23 protein-coding genes are annotated in these 22434 nt (G+C 64.3%); 13 read left to right on the top strand and 10 right to left on the bottom strand.

Translation table 11 applies throughout. The features are described from left to right. Window positions 1-77: 77 nt before the first annotated feature. The 3 genes from comJ to BV071_RS25545 form a co-directional block, all read right to left on the bottom strand. A complete protein-coding gene (gene comJ / locus BV071_RS25555) occupies window positions 78-557 on the bottom strand; it encodes a competence protein ComJ (RefSeq protein ID WP_035613332.1) in 480 nt (159 codons plus the stop codon). A gap of 20 nt (window positions 558-577) precedes the next feature. Next, entirely contained in the window at window positions 578-1156 is a 579-nt protein-coding gene (locus BV071_RS35745; RefSeq protein ID WP_265594876.1) for a NucA/NucB deoxyribonuclease domain-containing protein, read from the bottom strand. A 1039-nt stretch (window positions 1157-2195) separates the two neighbouring features. Then, a complete protein-coding gene (locus tag BV071_RS25545) occupies window positions 2196-2672 on the bottom strand; it encodes a GNAT family N-acetyltransferase (protein ID WP_035613329.1) in 477 nt (158 codons plus the stop codon). A 46-nt stretch (window positions 2673-2718) separates the two neighbouring features. Here BV071_RS25545 and BV071_RS25540 point away from each other — a divergent pair, with 46 nt between their 5' ends. The 5 genes from BV071_RS25540 to BV071_RS25520 all read left to right on the top strand — a co-directional run bounded on the left by BV071_RS25540 (window position 2719) and on the right by BV071_RS25520 (window position 7367). Further along, window positions 2719-3159: a hypothetical protein gene (locus BV071_RS25540; protein ID WP_035613326.1), complete on the top strand. Its 441-nt coding sequence runs from the start codon at window positions 2719-2721 to the stop codon at window positions 3157-3159. Between the two features lie 190 nt (window positions 3160-3349). Next, window positions 3350-3880: a hypothetical protein gene (locus BV071_RS25535; RefSeq protein ID WP_035613323.1), complete on the top strand. Its 531-nt coding sequence runs from the start codon at window positions 3350-3352 to the stop codon at window positions 3878-3880. Between the two features lie 64 nt (window positions 3881-3944). Beyond that, entirely contained in the window at window positions 3945-5324 is a 1380-nt protein-coding gene (locus BV071_RS33665; RefSeq protein ID WP_052573892.1) for a lysophospholipid acyltransferase family protein, read from the top strand. Next, complete coding sequence (locus BV071_RS25525; protein ID WP_035613320.1) at window positions 5321-6247, top strand: ELM1/GtrOC1 family putative glycosyltransferase; 927 nt, start codon at window positions 5321-5323, stop codon at window positions 6245-6247. Before BV071_RS33665 ends, BV071_RS25525 begins: the two co-directional genes overlap by 4 nt. Before the next feature lies 1 nt (window position 6248). Next, window positions 6249-7367: a glycosyltransferase family 4 protein gene (locus BV071_RS25520; RefSeq protein ID WP_035613317.1), complete on the top strand. Its 1119-nt coding sequence runs from the start codon at window positions 6249-6251 to the stop codon at window positions 7365-7367. A gap of 84 nt (window positions 7368-7451) precedes the next feature. Here the strand turns inward: BV071_RS25520 and BV071_RS25515 are convergent, their stop codons facing one another. Next, on the bottom strand, window positions 7452-7991 hold the full coding sequence (locus BV071_RS25515; RefSeq protein ID WP_075091007.1) for an ATP-binding protein: 540 nt from the start codon (window positions 7989-7991) through the stop codon (window positions 7452-7454). 65 nt (window positions 7992-8056) lie between these two features. Beyond that, on the bottom strand, window positions 8057-8488 hold the full coding sequence (locus BV071_RS25510; RefSeq protein WP_035613314.1) for a DUF4870 domain-containing protein: 432 nt from the start codon (window positions 8486-8488) through the stop codon (window positions 8057-8059). 166 nt (window positions 8489-8654) lie between these two features. On the opposite strand from BV071_RS25510, the gene BV071_RS25505 reads away from it, so the two are divergent. Next, window positions 8655-9152, top strand: coding sequence for a VOC family protein (locus tag BV071_RS25505; protein ID WP_035613311.1), 498 nt, complete (start codon window positions 8655-8657; stop codon window positions 9150-9152). Between the two features lie 160 nt (window positions 9153-9312). On the opposite strand, the gene BV071_RS25500 is transcribed toward BV071_RS25505, so the two are convergent. Both BV071_RS25500 and BV071_RS25495 read right to left on the bottom strand, forming a co-directional pair. Then, window positions 9313-10320, bottom strand: coding sequence for a type VI secretion system tube protein Hcp (locus BV071_RS25500; RefSeq protein WP_035613308.1), 1008 nt, complete (start codon window positions 10318-10320; stop codon window positions 9313-9315). Window positions 10321-10358: 38 nt separating this feature from the next. Beyond that, on the bottom strand, window positions 10359-10970 hold the full coding sequence (locus tag BV071_RS25495) for a type VI secretion system tube protein Hcp (protein WP_035613305.1): 612 nt from the start codon (window positions 10968-10970) through the stop codon (window positions 10359-10361). Between the two features lie 224 nt (window positions 10971-11194). Here BV071_RS25495 and BV071_RS25490 point away from each other — a divergent pair, with 224 nt between their 5' ends. The 4 genes from BV071_RS25490 (at window position 11195) to BV071_RS25475 (ending at window position 13683) form a co-directional block, all read left to right on the top strand. Further along, window positions 11195-11461, top strand: a complete 267-nt coding sequence (locus BV071_RS25490; protein ID WP_035613302.1) for a hypothetical protein — start codon at window positions 11195-11197, stop codon at window positions 11459-11461. Window positions 11462-11598: 137 nt separating this feature from the next. Beyond that, the gene (locus BV071_RS25485) at window positions 11599-12807 is read left to right on the top strand and encodes a DUF418 domain-containing protein (protein WP_035613299.1); all 1209 of its coding nucleotides are present in this window, start codon (window positions 11599-11601) and stop codon (window positions 12805-12807) included. A 90-nt stretch (window positions 12808-12897) separates the two neighbouring features. After that, entirely contained in the window at window positions 12898-13098 is a 201-nt protein-coding gene (locus BV071_RS25480) for a high-potential iron-sulfur protein (RefSeq protein ID WP_035613296.1), read from the top strand. A 177-nt stretch (window positions 13099-13275) separates the two neighbouring features. Continuing rightward, window positions 13276-13683, top strand: a complete 408-nt coding sequence (locus BV071_RS25475; RefSeq protein ID WP_035613293.1) for a hypothetical protein — start codon at window positions 13276-13278, stop codon at window positions 13681-13683. 746 nt (window positions 13684-14429) lie between these two features. On the opposite strand, the gene BV071_RS25470 is transcribed toward BV071_RS25475, so the two are convergent. Then, on the bottom strand, window positions 14430-15662 hold the full coding sequence (locus tag BV071_RS25470) for an FAD-dependent oxidoreductase (protein ID WP_265594875.1): 1233 nt from the start codon (window positions 15660-15662) through the stop codon (window positions 14430-14432). Further along, on the bottom strand, window positions 15659-15910 hold the full coding sequence (locus BV071_RS35740) for an acyl carrier protein (protein ID WP_035613286.1): 252 nt from the start codon (window positions 15908-15910) through the stop codon (window positions 15659-15661). Before BV071_RS35740 ends, BV071_RS25470 begins: the two co-directional genes overlap by 4 nt. 207 nt (window positions 15911-16117) lie before the next feature. On the opposite strand from BV071_RS35740, the gene BV071_RS25460 reads away from it, so the two are divergent. From BV071_RS25460 to BV071_RS25450, 3 genes are all read left to right on the top strand, one after another. Continuing rightward, window positions 16118-19126, top strand: coding sequence for a LamG-like jellyroll fold domain-containing protein (locus BV071_RS25460; protein ID WP_035613283.1), 3009 nt, complete (start codon window positions 16118-16120; stop codon window positions 19124-19126). A gap of 302 nt (window positions 19127-19428) precedes the next feature. Further along, window positions 19429-19782, top strand: a complete 354-nt coding sequence (locus BV071_RS25455; protein WP_035613280.1) for a hypothetical protein — start codon at window positions 19429-19431, stop codon at window positions 19780-19782. 236 nt (window positions 19783-20018) lie between these two features. Beyond that, window positions 20019-21038 (top strand): hypothetical protein, encoded by a 1020-nt coding sequence (locus BV071_RS25450; RefSeq protein ID WP_035613278.1) that lies wholly within the window; start codon window positions 20019-20021, stop codon window positions 21036-21038. A 401-nt stretch (window positions 21039-21439) separates the two neighbouring features. On the opposite strand, the gene BV071_RS25445 is transcribed toward BV071_RS25450, so the two are convergent. Beyond that, the gene (locus tag BV071_RS25445) at window positions 21440-21988 is read right to left on the bottom strand and encodes a transposase (RefSeq protein WP_035613276.1); all 549 of its coding nucleotides are present in this window, start codon (window positions 21986-21988) and stop codon (window positions 21440-21442) included. Window positions 21989-22434 lie beyond the last annotated feature (446 nt).

Raw genomic sequence — 22434 nt, 5'->3', positions numbered from 1 at the left:
CACGGACGTTCGGAAGCCGCAGGGAAGAAGCTGAATCTCATGCCGCCCTAGCGGGAAAGCCATGGGAGCGACCGAACTCAGTTCCCGAGATTCCCAGCTTCTTGCTCAATCACCCCAGGCGGACGCATGCTCTCGTCCGCGATGAGAACCTCGCTCCACTTGGCTGGTTCCGCGAGCGGCTCGAAGAATAGATCGATGTCTTCCCCTTCTTCATCGACCACCCGCTGCGCGACGGTGAGCCGGTAGTATCCCGGCGGAAGGTCAAAGCTTCTCTGCTCTTCCAAAGGTTCATCCGGGCCCGCGATGGTAACGCATCCGGAGATGCAGTGAAAAGGCACGGCAACCGCGCGATCATAGTCCCCGGTGGCTTCGAACGGGCCAATTGCCACACGCAGGTAGCCATCCCCGAATTCCAGCGGCGTCTTGAACCAAGCGCCGGATTCGGCCCGCGAGAAACCTTGAGCAACGGTTTCCTCTGAAAAAGTTACGTCAGGATGACCTACCGCTTCATCAAACAGCACGAAGATGCCGTAGGCGAAGTCGAGATCGGGAAGCATGAAAGGTTCAGGATATGATTTCATGGAATGATCACTACCCGGTATCGATGGCCGGGCTTGAGTTTGTGCTTACTTACGAGTGCCCCGATGAGCTTGGCTTGAAGGTCTTGCTGCCATACCGGTACATGACCGACCCAAGCTCCTTTGCCACCCTCCCTGGATGATGCAAAGGGATACTCGTCGCGGCTGAATCCTGCAATGCTGGGAACGCCATATGTTGCGGCCCTTCGGTTCGCCCTCTTCGCCCTTCGGTTTCCAAGGTAGGTGAGGACAGCTGGGTGACCTGCTTGCAGGGCATGAAGAATATTTGAAGCCAATTCGGGAAGCCCGCTCAAAGAGAAGTGGACTTCCGGGAGCTCAGTATCTTCGTTGGAAGTACCTCCTGCCGTCTGCTCCGCATTGCTTGCTGCTTTTGCGGCCGGTGTGCTGCTTGACAGTGCAGTGGCTAGAGCCCTGCGGGCATCGTCGAACTGGACTTGCCCGGCGACATCCAGACTACCGTGCTTCTCCAGCTTCCCGCTGTAGTGGCGGTAGACCTCCAAGGCGATCTTGCGACCGACTTTGACGTGCCCGAGGAGCTTCCTGGCTCCCTTGCCCATCGCAGCCGCGTGGACATCGATGGGGGCGGCGTCTTGCTTCCTTCCGGCCTCTCCTTCCTGCGCTTGGGCAGGACTCGGCGAGATGCCCGGCGATGACGCCGCGGCGGTCTTGGAACCCTGGGGAGAAGCCTGAGGCTTCGAGTAAGGAGCTGGATCACTTTGCTTCTCCGCCGCTCCCCTGCTTGGCGTTGAAGTCGATGGCAGCGCACTCCGTGAGGCCTGAACCAGATCGCTGATGTGCGATTTGAAGGCAGCCTCCGTTTGCCTCACTCGCTCCGCCGCTGCCGCTACCCGGGTGGGGATCGCAGCCCCAGGGCTCCTGCGGCGCGGGATGTCCTCCTCCTGTGTTAGATTCTCGCGTGAGAGGTCAGAATCGGGGTTTTCCTGTGCACCCCGGGCCACAGTCTCGGGCTCCGCATTGCTGGCTTGGGATTCATACGCGGTGGCTTCCGGGGACGGCTTCGCAAGCGGAACGGCGACTGGTGCGGAGCTGGGGGGAAGCTGTGCATCTGCTTGGGCCTCTGCTTCCCGCAGATCACGGAGGGCTGTGTCGCGAGCAGCATCTCTCTGACGCTGCTGTTCCGCTTCCTGCGCCTGTCGTGCGTGTTCTGCGTCCTGCTGTTGAAGGCGGAGCAGGTCCTGCTGTTGCGCTTCCTCCTGTTTGCGGCGCTCTGCTTCCTGGTCTGGCAGAGGTTGCTGTATGAGCGGCGCTTGCTCTTCCAGTTTTGGCGGCGCGAGGGAATCGCTGGCCGCGGGCGCTTGTGTTTGCGCCTGTCCCTGAGGCGAGGCGGGGGGCACCGCCGACTGCGACAGTTCCCCCGCCCATCGCCGCATCCCGCCACCCCGGTATTTGCCCATAGCGGGCATGGTTCCCGACGTGGCGCTCCCCGCGTAACGGGCGCAACCCAGCTAGCGCTTGCCCATTGGCATCCACCGGCCTCACGCCACCCGCAATGCCGGGTTCAGCTCACTCAAGGGGGAGTGGCTGAAATAGCATCCACTCTCCAGGGATGCGTGGATCTAACAGACGCGCTGGCCGCTAGAGATCCCGGGCCATGAAGATGGCGCAGGGAATGGGATTGTAGATGTAGGGCTCGATGGGCTGGAAGCCGAGGGAGCTGTAGAGGGCGCGGGCGGCGGCCATGTGGGCGAGGGTATCGAGGAGGATGCGCTGGTAGCCGGCGCTGCGGGCTTCCGTGCAGATGCGTTCGGCGAGTTGGCGGCCGAGCTTGATTCCGCGGGCGGATGGGCGGAGGTAGAGGCGCTTCATCTCGCAGTCGCGGTCATCGATGGGGCGGAGGGCGACGCAGCCGATGGGCTGGTCATCTTGCCAAGCGATGAGGATGCAGCCACTAGGGGCGGCGTACTTGCCGGGGAGGGTGGCGAGTTCTTGCTCGAAGTCCTGGAAGGCGAGGTCGATGCCGAGGCTATCGGCGTATTCGCGGAAGAGCTCGCGGACAGTTTTGCCATCGGCGGGGAAGCTGGCGCTTTTGATTTCGATCTCGGGAGCGAGCATGATTCCGGCAGTATCTGGCAGGTGGCTATTCGGAGTCAGATGTGGGTTGCGCGGGAGCTGGCTGGCCGCGTCTGGGGCGCTCGGAGAGTTCGAGGATGAGGTCTTCACCTGGGGCGAGGGCAAGGATGCGGAGCTGCTGGAGATCAAGGCGGGCGATGTGCGGGGGCTGCGCACGAATGTGTCGCTGGTGTTGACGCAGTCGCAGAATTTGCAGCGGCTGGAGGCGGCGAAGACGGCGATCCAGATCGCGCTGCAGTATGTGGCGGTGCCGGAGGCGGATAAGCCTGCGCTGCGGAGGTTGTTCGTGCAGGCGCTGTCGAGCATGGGCTTCAATGACGCGGACCGGATTATCCGGAAGGCGGTGGAGGCGGTGCCGGACGGCGGGATTGGCGATGCCGGCATGGCTGGCGATGCGCCCGTTACGGGGGCAGAGGCTGGGTGGAATGGTGAGGGCATCGCGGGTGCCGCGGCGAGCGGGGCGCTGTAAGGTCGGTGTGACGAGGCCGCACGAGCAAGCAAAAGAGGGACGAGAACCATTACCTCCAATCAGGAAGACGAATCATGGCTGATCCATTCAATACCGAGGAGAATACGTTGCCAGAGCCGCACGCGGATTTTGCAGGAGTGAACCGCAAGGACAGTTTCGGGAAGAAGGCCTTCGCGGCAGTGGCGAGACTGTGGCGCCCGCGAGGGAGCACGAGGGAGCACGAGGGAGCACGAGGGAGCACGAGGGAGCACGAGGGAGCACGAGGGAGCACGAGGGAGCACGAGGGAGCCGGCAGCGGCGAGCGCATCGCGAAAGCTGCACGGCGAGCCACCTGCTCTTTCTCGAGTGGGATGTCCGCTTCGCCGCGAAGCTCGGGGATGCATTCCCCATCCCCGGCGACTTCTTCTGCCCGGAGGTCCAGCCGCGGAATAGCGATTGGCCTTGGTGGCGCGAGATCCCGCACCTTCCGTCATCCCTGCGCGGCCACGCCACGGGCATCGCCCCGCTGGCCGCAATCCTCCTCAGCCGCCGCGCGCTCGATGCCATCCTCGCCCATCCGGAATGCGAGGAGGCACTCGCCGCGCCGGTCTTTTGCGAAGTCCGCCTGCCCACCCTCGCCGCCGCTGCCGGCTTTCCCCCGCAGGCGCACCCGGCTCTCGCGAATGTCCGTTTCACCGGCTGCGATCCCCACGCCGCGATCGCGCATCCGGTGAAGGTGTAGGAGTTCGCCACGAGGCTTGCCCTCCCCCCTCCCAGCGGGGAGACTCCCTCGCCGAAGAGATGAAATGAGCGAAGAGGAAGAGGACAAGGCCCCGCAAGAGAACCCGCAACCGACCCTGAAGCACCGCGTGGAGTTTGCGCTCTTCCGTGCCTTGGAGGGCGTGCTCGGCCTAATGTCCCTGCCCACCGTTGCAAAGATCGGCGGAGCTCTCGGACTGGCCGCGCATGCGCTCTCGGCCAAGCGCCGCCGCCTCGTCCGCCGCAATCTCCGCATCGCCACCGCGGCCTCGCCACCGGCGGACATGGATGGCCTGGTCCGCGAGACCTTCCGCCGCTCCGGCGCGAACATGCTCGCCAGCCAGCGCGCCGCCACCATGCCGCCCGGCAAGCTCCGCGAATACTTGTCCCTCGAGGGCTTCGAACACCTCTTAGATCCACTTCGCGGCGGGCGAGGGGTGGTCATGGTGTGGGCGCACATGGGCAATTGGGAAGTCCTCGCGCAGTTGATCCGCGAGGTCGGCGGCGATATCCAGGGCGGCCCGATCTACCGCCCGCTGGAGAACCCTCTGTTAGACGCATTGACCCTGAAGCGCCGCACCCAGGAGGGCGCTGTCGTCTTCAGCAAGCACGATGGCTTCAACGGCCCCGCCGGTCTGCTGCGGCGCGGCGGCGTGGTCCCGGTGATGGCCGACCAGCGCGCTGGCGGCCACGGCGAGCTCTGCCAATTCTTCGGCCGCCTGTCATCCTGCACCCCGCTGCCCACCCTTCTCGCGCGTCGCACCGGCACCGCGATAGTCTCTCTCTCGATAGCCTCACAGCCAGGCGGCAGATGGCTTCTCACCATCCGTCCGGTGCCGGACAATGCAAAGACGCCGGAGGTCATGAGCCACCTTGAGACCGCGATGCGCGACAGCCTCGCGGACATCTTCTGGTTCCACGACCGCTGGCGGACCGACAAGATGATGCCGCTCGGCTTCTACACCAAGGACTCTCCCGCCGCCGCTGCGGCCAAGGCCACGCAGCCCACCCGCATGGCTGCCACCTTGCGTCCCGGCAGCCCGGATTCCATTGCTACGATCACCACTCTCCTTGAGCTGCGCCCGGATCTACGCATCGATATCATCGGAGATGCGAGCGGCCTGCCGGATGATCCGCGCATCGTCCGCTTCCCCGGTGCGATCACGGCTGACCTGTTAGAGCGTTGCGACGCCTCACACCCGGTGCCGCTCGACTTCGTGCTCTTGCTCGATGGCAATGCGGAACTTGCCGGGCAAGCGAAGGAGCTCGGACTGCGCGCCATCATCGGCGTGGGCACCAGCGGCAAGCCCTGGACCCGCCATTTCCCCGTGCCCGGTGATGCCGCCGACTGGCGCGAGCTCGCGATCAAGCTGGTGCTCACCGCGAAGGCCCGCAAGAAGGAACAAGAGAAGCAGAAAGCCGGATGAAGCCGCTGGAAATCCAGATCCTGTCCGATGGCAAGCCGGGCCATGAGAACCAATCGATCGGTCTCGCCCAGGCCCTGGGCCGCCTGCGCCCGGTGAAGGTTTCCACGCTCGCGCTTGGCGAGGTGAAGGGTACTATCACCCGTTTCCGCACGGCATGGCAGGAGAGTTCCTCGTTGCATCGCCCGCAGCTTCTCATCGGCGCCGGCCACGCCACGCATCCCGCGCTGCTCGCCCTCGCGCGACGCTACAATGTGCCTTGCGTGGTGCTCATGAAGCCCACGCTGCCCGCCGCACTCTTCGATCTCTGCCTGATCCCGGAGCACGATCTCAGCATGGCCAAGCTGCCGGAGAATGTCATCGCCACCCGCGGCGCGCTCAATCGCGTGCCGCCGCCTGGCGAGGGCGAGCGCAGCGGCGGCGTCATCCTCTTGGGCGGACCTTCTTCCAACTACGGTTGGGATGGCCCTGCGGTGATCGATGCCCTGAAGGCGATCGTCAGCGCCAAGCCCGCCAGCACTTGGACCGCCACTGATTCCCGGCGTTCCCCGCAGGGCAGCTTGGAAGCATTGGCCGCTGCAGTCCCCGGCATCGCCTGCCATCCGCACACGGAGACCGGCCCCGCTTGGGTCGGCGAACATCTCGCCAAGTGCACGGAAGCCTGGGTCACGGAGGAAAGCGTCTCCATGATCTACGAAGCCCTTAGTAGCGGGGCACGCGTCGGCCTACTGCCCGTTCCCCCGCTCAGCGCGAAGAAGAAAGGCGGCCGCGTCGCCCGCGGCATCGCCCGCCTCGCCGCGGAGGGCTACGTCACCCGCTATTCCGATTGGGCGCCGCAGTTCCCCCTCGCCCCGTCGCCACAGATCCTGCGTGAAGCCGACCGTTGCGCGGCGATCGTCTTGGAGAAACTTTTACCCAAGCGCTGAGATGAAAGTCCTCCAGATAATCCCCGAAATGGAGTCCGGCGGCGTCGAGCGCGGCACCCTGGAGCTTGCCCAATTCCTTGGCTCCCTCGGCCACGAATCGATCGTCGTCTCCGGCGGTGGCAAGATGGTCCGCCAGCTCGAGGCCTGCGGCACCCGCCACATCACCATGCCCGTCGGGCGCAAGCGCTTCAGCTCGCTACTACAAATCCCGAAGTTGCGGAAGCTCTTCACTGAGGAAGACCCGGACATCATCCATCTGCGCTCCCGCGTGCCCGCCTGGCTCGCCTGGTTCGCATGGAATAGCATGGATCCCACCAGCCGCCCGCGCCTGATCACCACCGTGCACGGCTTCAATTCCGTGAACCGCTACTCCGAGATCATGACCTGCGGCGAGCGGGTCATCTGCGTCTCCGAAAGCATCCGCGAGCACGTGCTCAAGCACTACCCGCGCTGCACGGAAAACAAGCTGCGCGTCATCCACCGCGGCATTGATCCCGCCGAGTATCCGCACGGCTTCCGGCCCACGGCCGAGTGGCGCGAGGACTTCCACCGCCAGTTCCCCGAGACCCGCGGCAAGCGCCTGATCACCCTGCCCGGCCGCATCACCCGCCTGAAGGGGCACGAGGACTTCGCCATCATCCTCAATTCACTCGCCGGCGATCCCAGCATCCACGGCGTCATCGCCGGTGGTGCCCACCCGCGCAAGGCCGCCTACCTCGATGAGATCAAGGAGCTTTTCAAGGCCGAGGGCCTGCTGGACAAGGTCACCTTCACCGGCGGCCGCTCCGACCTGCGCGAGATCCTCGCCATCTCCACCATCGTCCTCTCCCTCACCACCCAGCCCGAGTCCTTCGGCCGCACCACCCTGGAAGCGCTCGGCCTCGGCATCCCCGTCGCCGGCTACGACCACGGCGGCGTCGGCGAACAACTCCGCCTGCTCTACCCCGCCGGCTGCATCACCCCGAACGATCCCGAGCGCGCGACTGCCATCGTGCGCGGCTTGTTAGACGATCCCCCGCAGGTGCCGAACAAGCATCCCTTCACCCTCGCGCGCATGCTCGAAGGGACCTTGGCGGTATACCGCGAACTCGTGGGAAGGGACCGAAGCACCAGCCACTGATCTTTTCCTCTCAGCGCCCCCCTTTGCGCGCAGCCGCAAATGACATCATCGATCGCGAAGCAGAGCACCCCAAAAAAGGCACGCCTAAGCCTCTTCCCCCGAATCCACAAACACACACTCCCACACCGGCCGCTCCTCCCGGCACTGCGCGATATACGTCGCCCAGTCTAACAACTTCGGCCGGTCCCGCTCCTCCCCTCGCGCGATCATCCGCTCCCGTCTCAACTCCGGCGTGCACCACACGAAGTGCATCCGCGGCGCCACCCCCAGCCGCCGCGTCATCCGCTCCGGCCAATCCGCCTCACCACCCTCCCGCGTGAAGGGCCCCGCCAGCACCACCGGCACCTGCGGCAGATTCGCCACCGCCAGATCATACATCGCCTCATACACCGCATCGCGATACACCCGCTTGTAGGCCGGTGAATCCCGGTCATCCGGATCCATCCCCGCCAGCGCCAGGCCCGCGCGCACCAACCGCTCCGTCGCCGTATCGCTATCGATCAGGCAAGCGCCCAGCTCCGCCGCCAGCCGCCGCGCATACACACTCTTCCCCGCGCCTGCGGGACCGCTCACGATATGGCAGGCATGGAAGGCATGAGTCACCGGCCAATGGTCATCGGTCATTCGACCAAACGAACCAACCTAAAAAATCGCGACCAATGACCAATGACCAATGCCACCTGACCATCTCAATCGATCAACCGCAGCGTCAGCGGATACCGGTAGGACCTCCCTTCATTCGCACGCAGCCCGCCGACGATGCTCAGCACCGTCATCACCACGGGTATGGCGATCAGTATCGGGATCAGCAAGAGCCCGATGACGAAGAGTGAGAGCACGAAGGTAACGACCGCGAAGATGATAGTGATCCCCAGCCAAGTGATATTGAAATTGAGCGCTTCCTTCGCCTCCTTGGCGGCAAAGGGCATCGTATCCTTCTTCACCAAGTACACGATCAGCGGCCCCGCGATGTAGCCGAAGCCCGTAATCCAGCCGGTCAGCGCGGACAAGTGCGCGATCGTGGCCCACATCTTCTCCTCGCTGGAGACCACACCCAGCTCCGCGGGCGCGGGCGGCGCGACGACTTCGGAAACGGCTGGCGGAGTGAAGGGATCGTTCATGGCACATCGCAGATACCACCGCTTCTCCCCCGTGGAAAGCAAATGCCGATTCCAAATCCCCCCCCGCGTTTCGAGCCGGGTAAAGCCCCCCGCCATACGCCCCACGCATGCTCACCCTCACCATCCGGCATTAGCCACAGCTCCCGCCGTGCCGCATCATCTCCCCATGAGCAAGCAAGCCATCGATCCCGCCGTCAGCATCGGCCACGTCCACCTCAAGGTCTCCGATCTCGAGCGCTCGCTGCGCTTCTATCGCGATGTTCTCGGCTTCGAGCTCATGCAGCGCTTCGGCAGCCAGGCCGCCTTCCTCTCCGCCGGCGGCTACCACCACCACATCGGCCTGAATACCTGGGAAAGCCTCGGCGGCCCGCCCGCCCCGCGCCACAGCGCCGGCCTTTACCACACCGCCATCCTCTACCCGGATCGCGCCGCCCTCGCCGATGCCCTGCGCCGCCTGCAAAAGGCCGGCATCCCCCTCGATGGTGCCGCCGACCACGGCGTCAGCGAAGCCCTCTACCTCCGCGACCCCGATGAAAACGGAGTCGAACTCTACCGCGACCGCCCGATGGAAGAATGGCCACGCACACCGGGCGGCGAACTCGCCATGGTCACCCAGCCGCTTGATCTGAGGAAGCTGCTTTCTGAAGCGCCGGAAGAGAAATGACTAATGACTAAGCACTAATTTTTAAACCAATCAGTGTCGGAGAGATCAAAGCTCCGCCACCTGCGAGACGCCATGCCCAACGCATGCGCCCCCCCCTCTTCCACACTAACTCGTTTAATAATTAGTGCTTAAAAATTAGTAATTGGCTGTTTGCCTTTCCTCACTCTCCCACCGTCACCTTGAAGAAGGTTCCATTCGCCAGCGTCGTCGCATAGCTCGTCTCACCCGCGACACCAGTCACCGTCCCCACCTGCGTATAGCTCCCGTCCGGAGTCTGGGCCGCCCACACCTTATAGGAACTGCCTGCCACACTATTCCAAGTGAGGCTCACCTGACCCGGTGCCGCGGTGCTCGCGCTCATCCGGAAGAAGGATGCGCCCGAGTTCGGGTTCGTCCCCGCCAGATACTCCTCCTTGTTCGCGCGGCCGTCCTGGTCGAAGTCCAGATCGGCATCCGCCGCGTTCGAGCCGCTCATGCCATTCGCGGCCTCCCACGCATCCGGGATCCCATCGCCATCCGCATCCGGATTCGGCGGTGTCGTGCCACCGGCATAGTCGCCTAGCGCCGGCACCGCGCCGGGCACCCCGAAGTAACGGGCCTGCGCGAAGTCAAAGCTGCCTCCCTGCGCCTTCCCGCTCTTCGGCCCGTTCTCGTACCAGGCGACCGTCCACGTCACCTTCACATACTCCAGCTCCACGTCGAAGACCGGCTTCTCCGCACCCTCCGCCATCGAGCACTTCACCGCGGAGACGAAGGCATCCTCGAAGCGCAGCTCCGTCATCATCAGGTATTTCCCGCTCTCCTCCCGCACCACGTGCAGCGTCACATTCCGCGCCTGGCCCTTCGTGCAGGCGTCTATCAGGTTCGCCAGGGAGCGGTCCTGCGCCAGCTTCAGCGTGCAGGTCTCCCCCTGCACCTTGCCCGCGCCCGCACCACCCGTGGCACCCCCGATCGTCACCTCGCTCTCTACTCCCTGCGTGAAGCCTAACAGCTCCACCCACGAGTGATCCGCATCGGTATCCACGGGCTGCCCGCTCGTGCTCTCGATTTTGAGAAAGGCATCGATGCCCGCCGCCGGCAGCGCCGCGCCGGTCCACAGCACGGCCACCGCCGCGCCCGCCATCGCCGGTGCATGCTTCCGCAGCGCCCGCAGCATCCTGGTGATCATGACCTGGGAAGTGGGTAGGTGGATTGGCGGCTGCGGCTTCAGCTCGTCGCGAAGACGTTCTTGTTCAGCACGAAGCTCCAGATTGCCTCACCGGTCTTCACCGGCGTGCCCGGGCCACTCGTGGGAGCCGCGTAGAAGGTCAGCCGCTGCGCCCCGTAGGCGATCGACACCTCTTCCGTGGGCTTGTCGTCACCTGTGTTCGCTTTCAGGTCCAGCTTGGACACCAGCACCAGCTTCAGCTCCACCTTCAGATAGGTCTCCGACTTGCCGGTGGCGGCCGTTGGCTTGGTGTAGACGATCTCCATCACATCCCAATGGCCGCCCATGGCGCAGGACGTGAACAGGGCCGCGCTCGCGGAGTTCGGGCTCTTCACGCAGCTCAGCTCCAGCGCCCTCGCCTTGCCAGCCCCGGCGCCACCCGTCGCGCCACCGATCGTGATGACGTTTTCCATCCCCAAGCCGACCGATTCGACTTGGAACCAGCCTTGGCTCCCAGGGAAGGTGAGATTCGTGCTATCGCCGGTGTAGCCGGGCACCCCGCTCCCCGGGGTCACAAAGCGGACGAAGATATCGGAGGCGGCCTGGACCTGCGATTGCGCAAGCGCGAGGACAGCAACCGTCAAACCCAAAAGGGCGCGGAAGGATTTCATGGCTGGTTGTAAGGGTGGGAGTAAAACGATCCCGGAGGGTGATGGGACCCGGGACCGAGTGGGAAGTGAACGTGGCCCTCTAGCAGCCTGATGTTAGATCGTCAAACCTGATCTCTTATCTATCCGGAATGCCGCCGCCGCCCCCGACAGCCCCTGCCCTCACAGCTCGTTCAGACTTCGCGCCTTGGCACCAAGCCCACACCCTCCTAATAGAAAACGGCCACATGCCCTCAAAGCGGACCATCCTGCGCCTGCTCGCCCTCGTCCCCGCGATTCCCGGTGGACTCCTGATGGCCTTCTACCTCCGGCGCTCCCAGCTCCCCCACAGCGGGCAAGGCCCCTATACTTGGACCACCGAGCAGGACACCACCACCACCGTCACCTCCATCGAGGCCCCCGTGCTCCACAGTGCCCTCGCCACCATCCTGCTCTCCCTCGCCCTGATCCTCATCCTGATCTCCTTCTTCGTGAAGCCGGAGCAGCGCCAATGAAGACAAAAGCATCCTGTCCTCAGCGCACCCACTCCGATTCGTCAGATTCGTGGTGTCTCCCTGCCTTCCTCCCCACAGTGACTCGTTTAAAAATTAGTGCTTAGTCATTAGTAATTCCTTCTCCGGCTGTTCCCCAAATGACCTCCCTCCCCCCAGCCGAAACGCCACCACCCCAGCGCATCCCCGAGCTCGATGTCTTCCGCGGCATCGCCATCCTCGGCATTCTGCTGCTCAATATCCGCGACTTCTCCATGTCCTCGGGCGCCTACTGGTGGCCTGCCTCCTACGATCACTTCCAGGGCTGGCGCGACCATCTCGCCTGGGCCCTCACGGAGATCTTCGGTTCGCGCAAGTTCTACTCCACCCTCGCCCTCCTCTTCGGTGCCGGCATCTTCCTCATGAGCCGCGATGCCGCCCGCCCCGCGAGCTCGCACTACCGGCGCATGATCGCGCTCTTCCTGTTAGGCCTGCTCCATGCCTACCTCATCTGGCCCGGCGATATCCTCTACCACTACGCCATCTGCGGTGCCATCGCCTACCCCTTCCGCCGCCTCGGGCCCAGGGTCCTCGCACTCCTCGGCGTCATCCTCCTCACCGGCTCCATCGTCTCCACCACCCATGAAGCCCTGCATCTCCAGAGCTTCTTCTTCGACTCCCGCGACTACCCGGAATCCCTCGCCGACGAGCTGGAGATCTACCGCGGCCCCTGGCTCGGCCAGTCAGACACCCGTATCCAGCGCGCCCGCGATTCCCGTGAATTCCTGCGCGACCCCGCCTTCCTCGCCGAGACCCTCGGCCTCATGTTCATCGGCATCGCCCTCGTCAAACGCGGCTGGCCCGCCGCCACCCGCGGCTCCCCTCACCTCTGGCCCATCGCCATCCTCGGCTGCATTCTCGGCTGGGGCATCGCCGCCTTCTCCATCGGCGCTTGGGCTCTCACTGGCTTTCAGATGGGCGGCCACTACCTGCTCATGAGCACTGGCATGACCCTCGCCAGCCTCCCCACCATTGCCGGCTACCTCGCCGCCGCCCAACTCTGGCTCGGCAGCGGCAAGCTCCCCGCCGCCGCGAATGCCCTCGCCGCCATCGGCCGCACCGCCCTCAGCAACTACCTCCTCCAGTCCCTCCTCGCCACCTTCATCTTCCACGGCCAGGGCCTCGGCCTCATCGGCACCCTCGGCCGCGATACCCAGCTCCTCGTCGTCCTCCTCATCTGGACCATCCAGATCACCCTCACCCTCTTCTGGCTCGACCACCACCCCCGCGGCCCGGTCGAGTCACTCCTGCGGCGGATCTCCGGGCGGAATCGGCCGGAGGACCCCCGCAGCAATTTTTTTGCGCAATGAGACTCTTGCGCGGCGACTTGATCCCCTTCCTTGCCCCGAACCGCAAAAGCAGCTAGTGGATAAGCTGGAAGCCACCGTTTCCTCCACGTCATGAGCACCACCACCAAGACCGCCGCCAAAGCCTGCAAGAACTGCGCCTTCTGGAACCCGCAGGAGGAAGGCCACGGCGAATGCCGCCGCCACGCGCCCCACACCGTCGCCTTCGACGTCGACGAGGAGGTCCACTTCGAGTCGGTCTTCCCCATGACCACCGGCGAGGATTGGTGCGGCGACTTCGAGAATCAGGGCTGAGCGGCGGGGCTTCAAATCCCCACAAACAACTCACCATCAATCGCCTGAAAATCCGGATCCTCTGCGTTTCAAATCTCAAATTTCAAATTTGAGATTTCAAATCCACCCGGGCGCCGCCTCTCTAACTGTTGGCAAATTCTATTGCGACCGGGTCTCAATTGAGCTTCCGTCCGCCGCGTGCAGCTTGCCCACGAAATCGACGGACTCTTGCTTCCCCTTGCTCCCGTTTTGGCCAAAGAGGCCGATGCGATCCTCGATCTCCGCGAGCTGCTGATGTCGAAGGGCCATCCCGGCAAGTGCGTCCGCTGCTTCTTCCAGCTCTTCACCGCCGCCAGCAGCATCGGAAATCGCAGCGTGCTGCCCCACCTCGCCCCGCTCATCGCCTGGATGGAGACCAACCTCGAAATCGGCGTCCGCGCCGATGGCATCGAGCTGGAGACCATGCCCGTGAAGCTCCGCGCCAACGACGACCTCGAGTCCTTCTGCATCCGCTCGATCGAGAACGTCCGCTTTGACCGCGGCTTCACCGCCCGCCGCGTCGACCTCGCCTTCCGCTACAAGAATGCGGAAATGGCCGCAGCTTGAAGAGCCTCTCAAGCGACAACAGGTCGATTAGCGCCTCCGCCCGGTAGGGCGCGCTGGCCTCAGCGCGCCGCGAGCGATGTGGGGATCACCTTCACGCATCGCAGCCTCTCAAGGTCCACGCCGATCACCCGCGGCGGCCTGAGGCCCAATTCCTTTGAGGACTGAGAGCTCGCCCTCAAAAACGCGGCGTAGCCGCCTTGGACTGCGTGTAGCCTGCTACCGCTTTCCGGCAGGCAACCCTGTTGCCGTGAAGCGACCGATCAAGCCGTCCTCGCCCCATGCCCCCGGCAAGACATCTCCTCACGGTTTGCCGCTTCGGTCCGCGCATGACCCCGGCGGCTCCGGCTCGTGGTAAATGCCATGACCCCAAGGCGCATCGCCACGCCACCGGCAAGCCGTGAACCCACCATCCTCCCGGGGGCTCCGGGGTGAGAAAAGCCATCCCCGTGCCTCACGACAGCAAGGCTGTCTGCCGGAAAGCGGTAGCAGGCTACACGCAGTCCAAGGGCTTCGCCGCCACAGGAAGCCGACCTGCGGCGAATCCTTAATGGCATCGGCCTGAGGCCAAGCCGCCCCACCAACAGCCGCCATGCCGCTACGCCCGGTAGGCTCTCCGCCCGGTAGGGCGCGCTGGCCTCAGCGCGCCGCGAGCGATGTGGGGATCACCTTCACGCATCGCAGCCGCTCAAGGTCCACGTGGATCGCCCGCGGCGGCCTGAGGCCAGGGCCGCCCTACCGATCACCGATCACTCGGCACTGACCGATTCCCCCGCCCTCTCCCCCGCCGCCTGCCCGGTAGCGAAACAAGTCCCCATCACCCGTATCGACGCCTGCGCCGCGTGATCGCAGGAGATGCACCTCCCGGCGACCCACACCCTCTCCAGCTCCGCTGCCGCAGGCACCAGACAGCCCGCCGGGATCCCCGCCGGCTGGTCGCCTTCCGGGTAGCGCAGCTTCGGCCCGCGGTTGGTCTCGCGGAATTCCAGCGGCCAAGTCGCCAGCGCGATCTCATCCGCGTGCCGCACCCCGGCCAAGATCTCCTCACCCGTGATGACCTGCCTGCCGATCCAGCGCCGGCTCTCCCGCACCCCGGCCCGCACCGGCCACTGCGCGATGTAGGCCTCCGCCCAGCCTTCCGCCTCGGCCTTCAGAAAATCCAGCGCCGCACAGGCGATCTCACGACCCGTGCTCTCCAGTAGCGAGACACAGCGGGGATCCAGCGGATCATACGCGCTGCCTTCCTCCGCCCCGGACAGATCGATCGTCCCAAAGAATTCACCCGCCCGTGCGCTTGCGCGGAAGTGCAGGCCCAGCGCGCCATTCGGCAGCACTCCGCGGCGCATCCCATCCACCAGCCGTCCGGCCAGCTTCAGTCCCATCTCCGCATCCTCTGCCACCCCGCGCAGGCCGAAGATATAAGCCGGCCGCTGCAGGCTGCCCGCATCCGTCACCGTGGTCGCCATGGCCACCCCGCTGATCGCCGCAAAGACCGCATCGCCGCTCGCATCCACCACTGCCCGCGCGTGGACCGTGAAGATCCCGCCGCGCCCGGCCAGCTCCAGCTTCCAGCCCTCGCCATCCCGCTCCGCCCGCAGTGCCTCCGTGTGATAGAGCAGCTTCACGCCGCTCTCCTTCAGCAGCTCATCCGCGATCCGCACAAACTCCGCCGGATGCTGCGGCAGCACCCAGACCTTGCCCATCTTCACCGGGCCCGCGCCGGTCGCCCGGATCATCCGCTCCGCCACCACCGTGGCGAATCCCGGATTCGCGATCACCGCCGGTCCATCTCCCGGCAGATACAGCCCGCAGAAAGTATGTACTAGGGATGCCGTACCCATCCCGCCCGCATAGCCGTGGCGCTCCACCAGCAGCACCTCCGCGCCGGGTGCGGCCTTCGCCGCGTGCACTGCCGCCGCCAGCCCGGCGCTCCCCGCGCCCAGCACCAGCACTTCGCAGCGCATCGCCGGCGCATTTCTCACGCCAGCCTCCTCCCGATCAATCCCGCCAGCGCCGCCGGCGTTCCCAGATTCTCCCGCCCCGCATCCTCCGGCCGGATCACCGCACCGTAGCGCTCCTCCGCGATCACAATCAGCTGCATCACCGCCATCGAGTCCATCCCCGCCGCGAATAGATCCCCGTCCACCGGGAAGCCCTCCGGCAACTCGGCCAGGCCTTCCTCCCGCAGCATCTCCACAATCTCATCCGCACTCGGCGCAGCGCTCATCATTTTTTCGCCCCCAAAGCACCAAAGCCAAGCTGCACCCGCAAGCGCGAAGGGGACCATTCGCAGCCGCCCCGCAGCCCCCGGCAGGCTCCGTGACCTTCTCGTCACTCGTGCAAAAAGCAGGGTACCAACCACATAGCCCGCCGATATCATATCTCCTTGATAGAGGACTCAGGAAAGACTAATTGCAGGAACAACCCCTACCCCCAAATGAAACCCGGGAATCTTCTCCTCTCCGGTCTGATCGTCAGCCTCCTCGCGACCGCTGCCCGTGCCACGGTCTTTCCCTATGCCGAGTATCACCTCGGCGAGGCAGGCAGCCTCAGCGGCACCCTCAAGTATCCGCAGGACAGCAGCGGTGCGGGCCGTCATTTCACCAGCAATGCTAACAACACCTCGGTCCCGGTCAGCAGCTCGGTTTCTCCCGCAGCCACCGGGTCGACCGCCTGCCTGCAGCCGCAGGATGATCAATGCTGGGGGGCCGGTGGTATATTCTACAACCTTCCGACGAACGACTTTGCCTTCGGCGTCTTCGCCCAGGCACCGGCATTGCCCCCTCCCGGACACCGCATGGTTTTCGCGCTCGGCGATTCCGCCGGCGCGTTCGGACTCGGGCTGACCCAGAATGGTTGGACCGCCTTGGTGTATCAAGGCACGGGCGCCGACGGGCTCCCCGGAAACTTCACCCCGAACACCTGGGTCCACCTCGCGGTCATCCGCACCAACAACGAAAGCAGGTTTTACATCAACGGCGTGGATCAGGGAACCGCCTTCACCAGGCAACCGGTCCATTCCTACCCGCAGCTGGCGAGAAGTTGGAACTCCTTTTCCAATCCTCCCTTCCAAGGCCTGATCGACGAGGCGCGGGTGGTTACCTTCCCTGCCGGCGAGCCAACCGCCAAGATCCTCGCGGAGCTACAGACCGGGGCCCCTCCCGGGTCCTTCGTGAAGGTGGGAAGCAATGCGTCTTTCCTCAAGGCGAACCTCAGCCCGGCGGAAACCTCGGTCTTCCGCGTCGGCGGAGCCGTGCAGGACTTCGTGCGGGTCACGGATCCCGATGGCCTGCAGGTGACGGGCACGGCCCCGGAGAAGCACATCATCCAGATCGTGAAGGAAGGGAAGCTCGTGAACGGGCACTACCCGCTCATCGGCTTCACCGGCAGCATCGGCGGGCAGGGACTGGCCGGCCTCGTGCCGACGGATATCCCGGGCCGCATCACCGAATCACTCGAGATCAATGCCGCGAACTCCACCATCGATCTGGTGATCGGCGGCGCGGATGGCGTCACATGGACCGGTGCCGGCAGCAGTGTCTGGAACAAGGAGGATACGAACTGGCTCCTGGCCGGCAGCAACACCGCCACGCAGTTCCTCGATGGCGATGATGTGAAGTTCGATGACTCACCGGCAGGCACCGTGAATGCGATCACGGTCGCCAATGGAATCTCACCCGCCTCGATGCTGGTGGATGCGAGCGAGAACTACAGCTTCAGCGGTGGGGACCTCGCCTTGAATGGTCCGCTCACCAAGAAGGGCAGCGGCACGCTCACGCTGACGAATACGGTCACCGGCAGCGGCGCGATCGCGCTCCAGGGCGGCACCCTGATTATCGGGGATGGCGCGACCGGCGGCAGCATCAGCGGCAGGCTGATCACCCTGAGTGGCGGAGCCAGCCTGATCGTGAACCTTGGTGGCGAGGTCGCGCTGCCGAACTCCATCACGGGCAGCGGCAGCATCGGCAAGCTCGGCAGCGGGCGCATGCTCCTGGGCGGCACCGCCATCAGCGGACCGGTGACCCTGAGCAGCGGCCAGATCGGCGCGAACAATTACAGCCTCTTCCCCGGCGGCGTGACTGTCGCCGCGGGCGCCAGCCTGGACTTCAGGGGTTACCACCCCGGGGCCGGGTCCCTCACGCTGAATGGCGGCGGCACCAACGGCGAGGGCGCGCTCCTGAATAGCGGCAACCTCGTCACCCTGAAGGGCACCCACCAGCTTGGCGGCGATGCGAGCATCGGCGGCGGCATCAGTCTCAAGGACCAGCCTGCGCCCACCTACGACAATCCCTATCCCTCGGCCATCGCCTGCTACCTGAACGGGAACTACAAGCTCACCAAGGTGGGACCGGGTGCCCTCTCCTTCTTCAAGACCACCGTGACGGTGAAGGACATCGTGATCAATGAGGGCAGCCTCGTGGCCGAGCAAGCCAACACGATCAACAACACCTACCCCGGCACCGTTACGGTCAACAGCGGTGCTTCGCTCGACTTCGGGGGCGCGGTCAACTACACCCCGACAACAACGACCTCCAACTGCGCCAAGCCGATCGTGCTCAACGGCGGTACGGTATCGACCAGCGGAGGCCCCTTCCTCTCGGTCTCGCTCCCGGGTGGGATCCAGCTCAATGGGGCATGCACCCTGATCGCGGAACGCACCGCCATCTACTCGGGCCCCTCCGGTCCGGTGCCCACCGCCAACCTCACCGTAAACGGAGTGGTCTCCGGCAGCGGCTCGCTGACGGTCGGCGGTTACGGCATCGTGAGCCTGCAGGCACCCGCCTACACCGGCGACACCACAATCCTGGCACAGCCCGGCAACTACTATCTCCGCGGCCGTCTCAGCCTCGGGGCTCCCGGCCTGGCCGATACCTCCACGGTGAGCATCGCCGATGGCGCTTTCCTGAACCTGGGATTCAGCGGCACGGATACGGTTCGCCGGCTCTTCATCAATGGCGTGCAGCAGCAACCGGGAGTCTACGGCTCCAGCCACGTCAGCGGCCGCATCATGGGCAACGGCACTCTCACAGTCACGGAAGGTCCCGCCGCCCCGCCCTATCAACTCTGGGCGACCGCGAATGGCATCGCCGGGGCGGATCCGAACGCGGACACCGATGGCGATGGCATCAGCAATGGCATCGAGTTCGTGATCGGCGGAAATCCCAACGGACCCGACGCCGCGCTGCTACCGGTGATGACGCAGGACGGCTCAAACCTGAAGTTCATCTACCGCCGGACGGATGCCTCATCCGCGAACTATCCGCTGAAGGTGGAGATCAGCACCAACCTCGCCGCCGGGAGCTGGACACCCGCTCCGGAAAACTCCACCGACCCCGTGCTGGTGGAAAGCGATGGCTTCGGCCCCGGCGTGGACAAGGTCACCGTCACCATCAGGACGCAGGGGAACCAGAAGTTCTTCGCCCGGCTGAAGGTGGACGGCCTGTGAATTTGGATCGGTGATCCATCCCCAAGAAGGGGCGCGAAATCCAAATCGTCGAAAGGCTCCTGGATTTTCGGGGAGCCATTGCCGGATTCTGGATGGCGCGCCCTTTTTGCGTTGCCAGGCCCCAGAGCGTGCATCTTGCCATCTAACGCAATGCAACTCTGCGCAACCCCCGCCGCAGGATCTTCATAAGTCGTTGAAAATCGCACCGGCACACCCCCTGCGATGTAGGCCAACCATAAGCCCTCCCCGGGGCGATTGCCGACCTAACACAACAATCCATCAACACCAACCACCACACGACTATGAAACCACCGATCCTGCTCTCGATCTTCGCGGCTGCGACCTATGGCTTTCTCTTCACCGCCTGCGACTCCCGCCAGGAGAACGCCCGCGAAGACGCCCTCGAACAGAAGGCCGATAACCTGGAGCACCAGGCCAAGGATGTTCGCAAGGAAGGCGAAATGGCTGCTGATGAGGCCGAACGCAACGCCGAGCTGACCCGCAAGGAAGCCAAGACCGCCTCCGAAATGCGCAAGGACGACGCCAAGGCGAAGGCTGCCGCCGAGGAAGATAATGCCGCCGCCATCCGCAAGGAAGCCGAACGCAAGGCCGACGCCCTCGAAGACGAGGCCGACCGCAACCGCGAAGCGAAGTAATTCGATTCGATTCTCACGACACCTCGCGATCATCTAACACAGAGGACTGCAAGGAATGAAGCGCCCCGCCGGCCACTGTGCCGGTGGGGCGCTGTCGTTTTGCCGGGGCCAGGCACACACAGGGAATCCCCCTATCTCCCTAAAATCACCCGTGGAAAATTGAATCAACTTTCCACCGCTTCCGTCTCACGCGGGAGATTGCTCTTTTTCCCGTTCCTTCCACACTCCCAGCCATCATGTCTCGTCTTCCCCTACTCCTCTCCATCGCCGCCCTTGCTACTGCCACTGCCACCCTCACCGCCACCGCGGAGACCACAGCAGCACCAGTTCCTGCCCCGGCACCGCCCGCCACCCTCGCCGAGCTGAAGAAGAGTCCCGGCGGCCTGGAGCAAGTCACCGGCGACCTCCGGGAGGCTTATGGCAGCTACCCCGTGACCGCCGTCTACCGGCGCGAGACCGAGCGCGTGAACATCTCCTACCTCGTCAATGGCGAGACCGTCTTCGGCTACCGCTTTGAGTTCACCCAGCCCGGCAATGCCTCCGAACTCTGGCAAGACAGCATCAATCAATTCATCAGCTCCACCTTCCCGCAGGACAGCTACCGCCACGAGCCCGGCTCCATCCAAGGCATCAACTCCACCTTCTTCCGCACCGACCACGTGCTGAACGTGAAGGCCTATGACCAAGCCAAGAAGGACTATGCCGCCGCCGAGACCGCCCGCCTCCAGCAACTGAGCTTCAGCAATACCACCCCGCCGCTCGAAAGAACCACCGAGGAAGCGGTCAAGGCCAACGCGGATCCCTTTGCCTCCCCCGTGGAGAAGAAGACCGCTCCGCTCTACACCGCCCAGACCATCGCGGACTACCAGAAGCGCTTCCCCGACACCGTCGCCATCGAGGCCACCCGCGGCAGCGTCCCCGGCTTCGAATACGTTACCATCGGCGACCTGCCTACCGACAGCTACTACCTCCGCAAGCCCGGCGACATGGGCCTGCTGATCCTCGTTCACCGCGGCGCCATCATCGGCTACGTCGCCAAGCTCTACGCCCCCGGCGATAGCGACTCCATGTGGCAGAAAGCCGCCGAAGCCGGCCTCAAGGCCTGCTTCCCCGATCCAGCCTTCAACCGCAGCTTCACGGGCACCAGCCAGTCCTACTACTTCTATCGTATCATCGACAAGGCCGCCACCAAAGCCGCCAACGACAGCTACCTCGCCGAGGAGGCGGCGAAGATGAAGGCGCTGCTCGCGCCGTGAGGCGGAGACCAGAGACCAGTGCTTGGAGTTAGCCTAGCCGCGGCGATGACCCGCGCCCCCACGTCCGCCCCCTTTGCGCGCAGCGCTTTCGGAGTGCGTGCGAGAATCGCCGCTTTTTTCGCGCGTCCACCCCATAGATCGCCAGACAAGTTCTAGGCACGGTCACCATTGCCCTGTGCCCGAGTGAGTCCCCGCATCTCCCAAGAACCCGCATCTTCCTAAAAACACCGGATTGGGGTGGACTGCCCTAGAACTAGGACGGTGTTCCTCTGCGCGACCTCGCCCAAAAAGCGGCGATTCTCGCACGCACTCCGAAAGCGGCGCAGCCGCAAAAAGGGAGGACCTGGATGAGATGCGACATCTCCCCCTCATGCGTGGATTCACCAAAAAACGAGCTGATCCTAGAAATCGTCCATCACTCTTAAGCGATCAATCTTGAAGCTCGCCAAGGTCTTCCTGAATCCGGCGGTCGCGTGTTTCTCCAGCCAGCCGGCCGAGCACCAGGGATAGACCTCGGATCTCAAGACAAGACCGTGCCTTACCGGATTCTGAGAGACGTAGTGGAGCCGGGCGAGGTAGGAGCGTTGGAAGCTGAGGGTGCTCTCGTAGTAATTGTGCCACACGTGTCTCCCGGGAGTGTCATCGAGTTCGTTGACTGAGATCGCCGACTGGCGGTGAACCTTTGCAATCATTTCGCTGAGCCGGCTAGCGCCCTCTTTGTCCGGGGCTTGGCCAATCCAGTGATAGTGATTCGAGAAAACCGCCCACGCTTCCAGGCGCCAGCCATAGTTGTTTGCTTCCCGATGGATGCACTCCGTGAGCGTCCGCAGGCGTTTGCGGGAGCGGAAGTAGTGTTCCTTCCCATAGGTGGCCCCGGTGAGCATGAAGGTGCCAGGGCCAGCGAGGAAGTGGGGCGGCGCATGCGGCCACTGGAAGCTTTCCGCAGACATATCCTATCTAAGTGAAGAGAGAGGCGGCAGGTCAAAGAGGAAGTCCCCTTTCCCGTTAGAATTCCCCCTTTTGCGGCTACGCCGCTTTCGGAGTGCGCGCGAGAATCGCCGCTTTGAGGGCGCGCTTCAGCCACACGGCGCCAGACAAGTTCCAGGTAAGGTCACCATTGCCCTGTGCCCGAGTGAGTCCCCGCATCTCCCAAGAACTCCGCACCTTCCCAGCGACACCGGATCGGGGTGGACTGCCCTAGAACTAAGACGGCGTCCCTCTGCGAACCCCCGCCCAAAAAGCGGCGATTCTCGCACGCACTCCGAAAGCAGCTGCGCTGCCAAAAGGGGGAGACTTGAGGAAACTCGGCACCTTCCAAAGGACACCGGATTGGGGTAAACTGCCCTAGAACTAAGACGGCGTTACTCTTCGCGGCCTCGCGCAAAAAGCGGCGATT

The sequence above is a fragment of the Haloferula sp. BvORR071 genome (assembly GCF_000739615.1).
In the GTDB taxonomy this organism is placed as follows: domain Bacteria; phylum Verrucomicrobiota; class Verrucomicrobiia; order Verrucomicrobiales; family Akkermansiaceae; genus Haloferula.
This window is presented reverse-complemented; position numbering and strand designations above follow the sequence as displayed.

Coding starts and splice junctions, on each gene's coding strand:
- comJ (WP_035613332.1), bottom strand. CDS start 557: ATGCTTCCCGATCTCGACTTCGCCTACGGCATCTTCGTGCTGTTTGAT.
- BV071_RS35745 (WP_265594876.1), bottom strand. CDS start 1,156: ATGGGCAAGGGAGCCAGGAAGCTCCTCGGGCACGTCAAAGTCGGTCGC.
- BV071_RS25545 (WP_035613329.1), bottom strand. CDS start 2,672: ATGCTCGCTCCCGAGATCGAAATCAAAAGCGCCAGCTTCCCCGCCGAT.
- BV071_RS33665 (WP_052573892.1), top strand. CDS start 3,945: ATGAGCGAAGAGGAAGAGGACAAGGCCCCGCAAGAGAACCCGCAACCG.
- BV071_RS25525 (WP_035613320.1), top strand. CDS start 5,321: ATGAAGCCGCTGGAAATCCAGATCCTGTCCGATGGCAAGCCGGGCCAT.
- BV071_RS25520 (WP_035613317.1), top strand. CDS start 6,249: ATGAAAGTCCTCCAGATAATCCCCGAAATGGAGTCCGGCGGCGTCGAG.
- BV071_RS25515 (WP_075091007.1), bottom strand. CDS start 7,991: ATGACCGATGACCATTGGCCGGTGACTCATGCCTTCCATGCCTGCCAT.
- BV071_RS25510 (WP_035613314.1), bottom strand. CDS start 8,488: ATGAACGATCCCTTCACTCCGCCAGCCGTTTCCGAAGTCGTCGCGCCG.
- BV071_RS25505 (WP_035613311.1), top strand. CDS start 8,655: ATGAGCAAGCAAGCCATCGATCCCGCCGTCAGCATCGGCCACGTCCAC.
- BV071_RS25500 (WP_035613308.1), bottom strand. CDS start 10,320: ATGATCACCAGGATGCTGCGGGCGCTGCGGAAGCATGCACCGGCGATG.
- BV071_RS25495 (WP_035613305.1), bottom strand. CDS start 10,970: ATGAAATCCTTCCGCGCCCTTTTGGGTTTGACGGTTGCTGTCCTCGCG.
- BV071_RS25490 (WP_035613302.1), top strand. CDS start 11,195: ATGCCCTCAAAGCGGACCATCCTGCGCCTGCTCGCCCTCGTCCCCGCG.
- BV071_RS25485 (WP_035613299.1), top strand. CDS start 11,599: ATGACCTCCCTCCCCCCAGCCGAAACGCCACCACCCCAGCGCATCCCC.
- BV071_RS25480 (WP_035613296.1), top strand. CDS start 12,898: ATGAGCACCACCACCAAGACCGCCGCCAAAGCCTGCAAGAACTGCGCC.
- BV071_RS35740 (WP_035613286.1), bottom strand. CDS start 15,910: ATGATGAGCGCTGCGCCGAGTGCGGATGAGATTGTGGAGATGCTGCGG.
- BV071_RS25460 (WP_035613283.1), top strand. CDS start 16,118: ATGAAACCCGGGAATCTTCTCCTCTCCGGTCTGATCGTCAGCCTCCTC.
- BV071_RS25455 (WP_035613280.1), top strand. CDS start 19,429: ATGAAACCACCGATCCTGCTCTCGATCTTCGCGGCTGCGACCTATGGC.
- BV071_RS25450 (WP_035613278.1), top strand. CDS start 20,019: ATGTCTCGTCTTCCCCTACTCCTCTCCATCGCCGCCCTTGCTACTGCC.
- BV071_RS25445 (WP_035613276.1), bottom strand. CDS start 21,988: ATGTCTGCGGAAAGCTTCCAGTGGCCGCATGCGCCGCCCCACTTCCTC.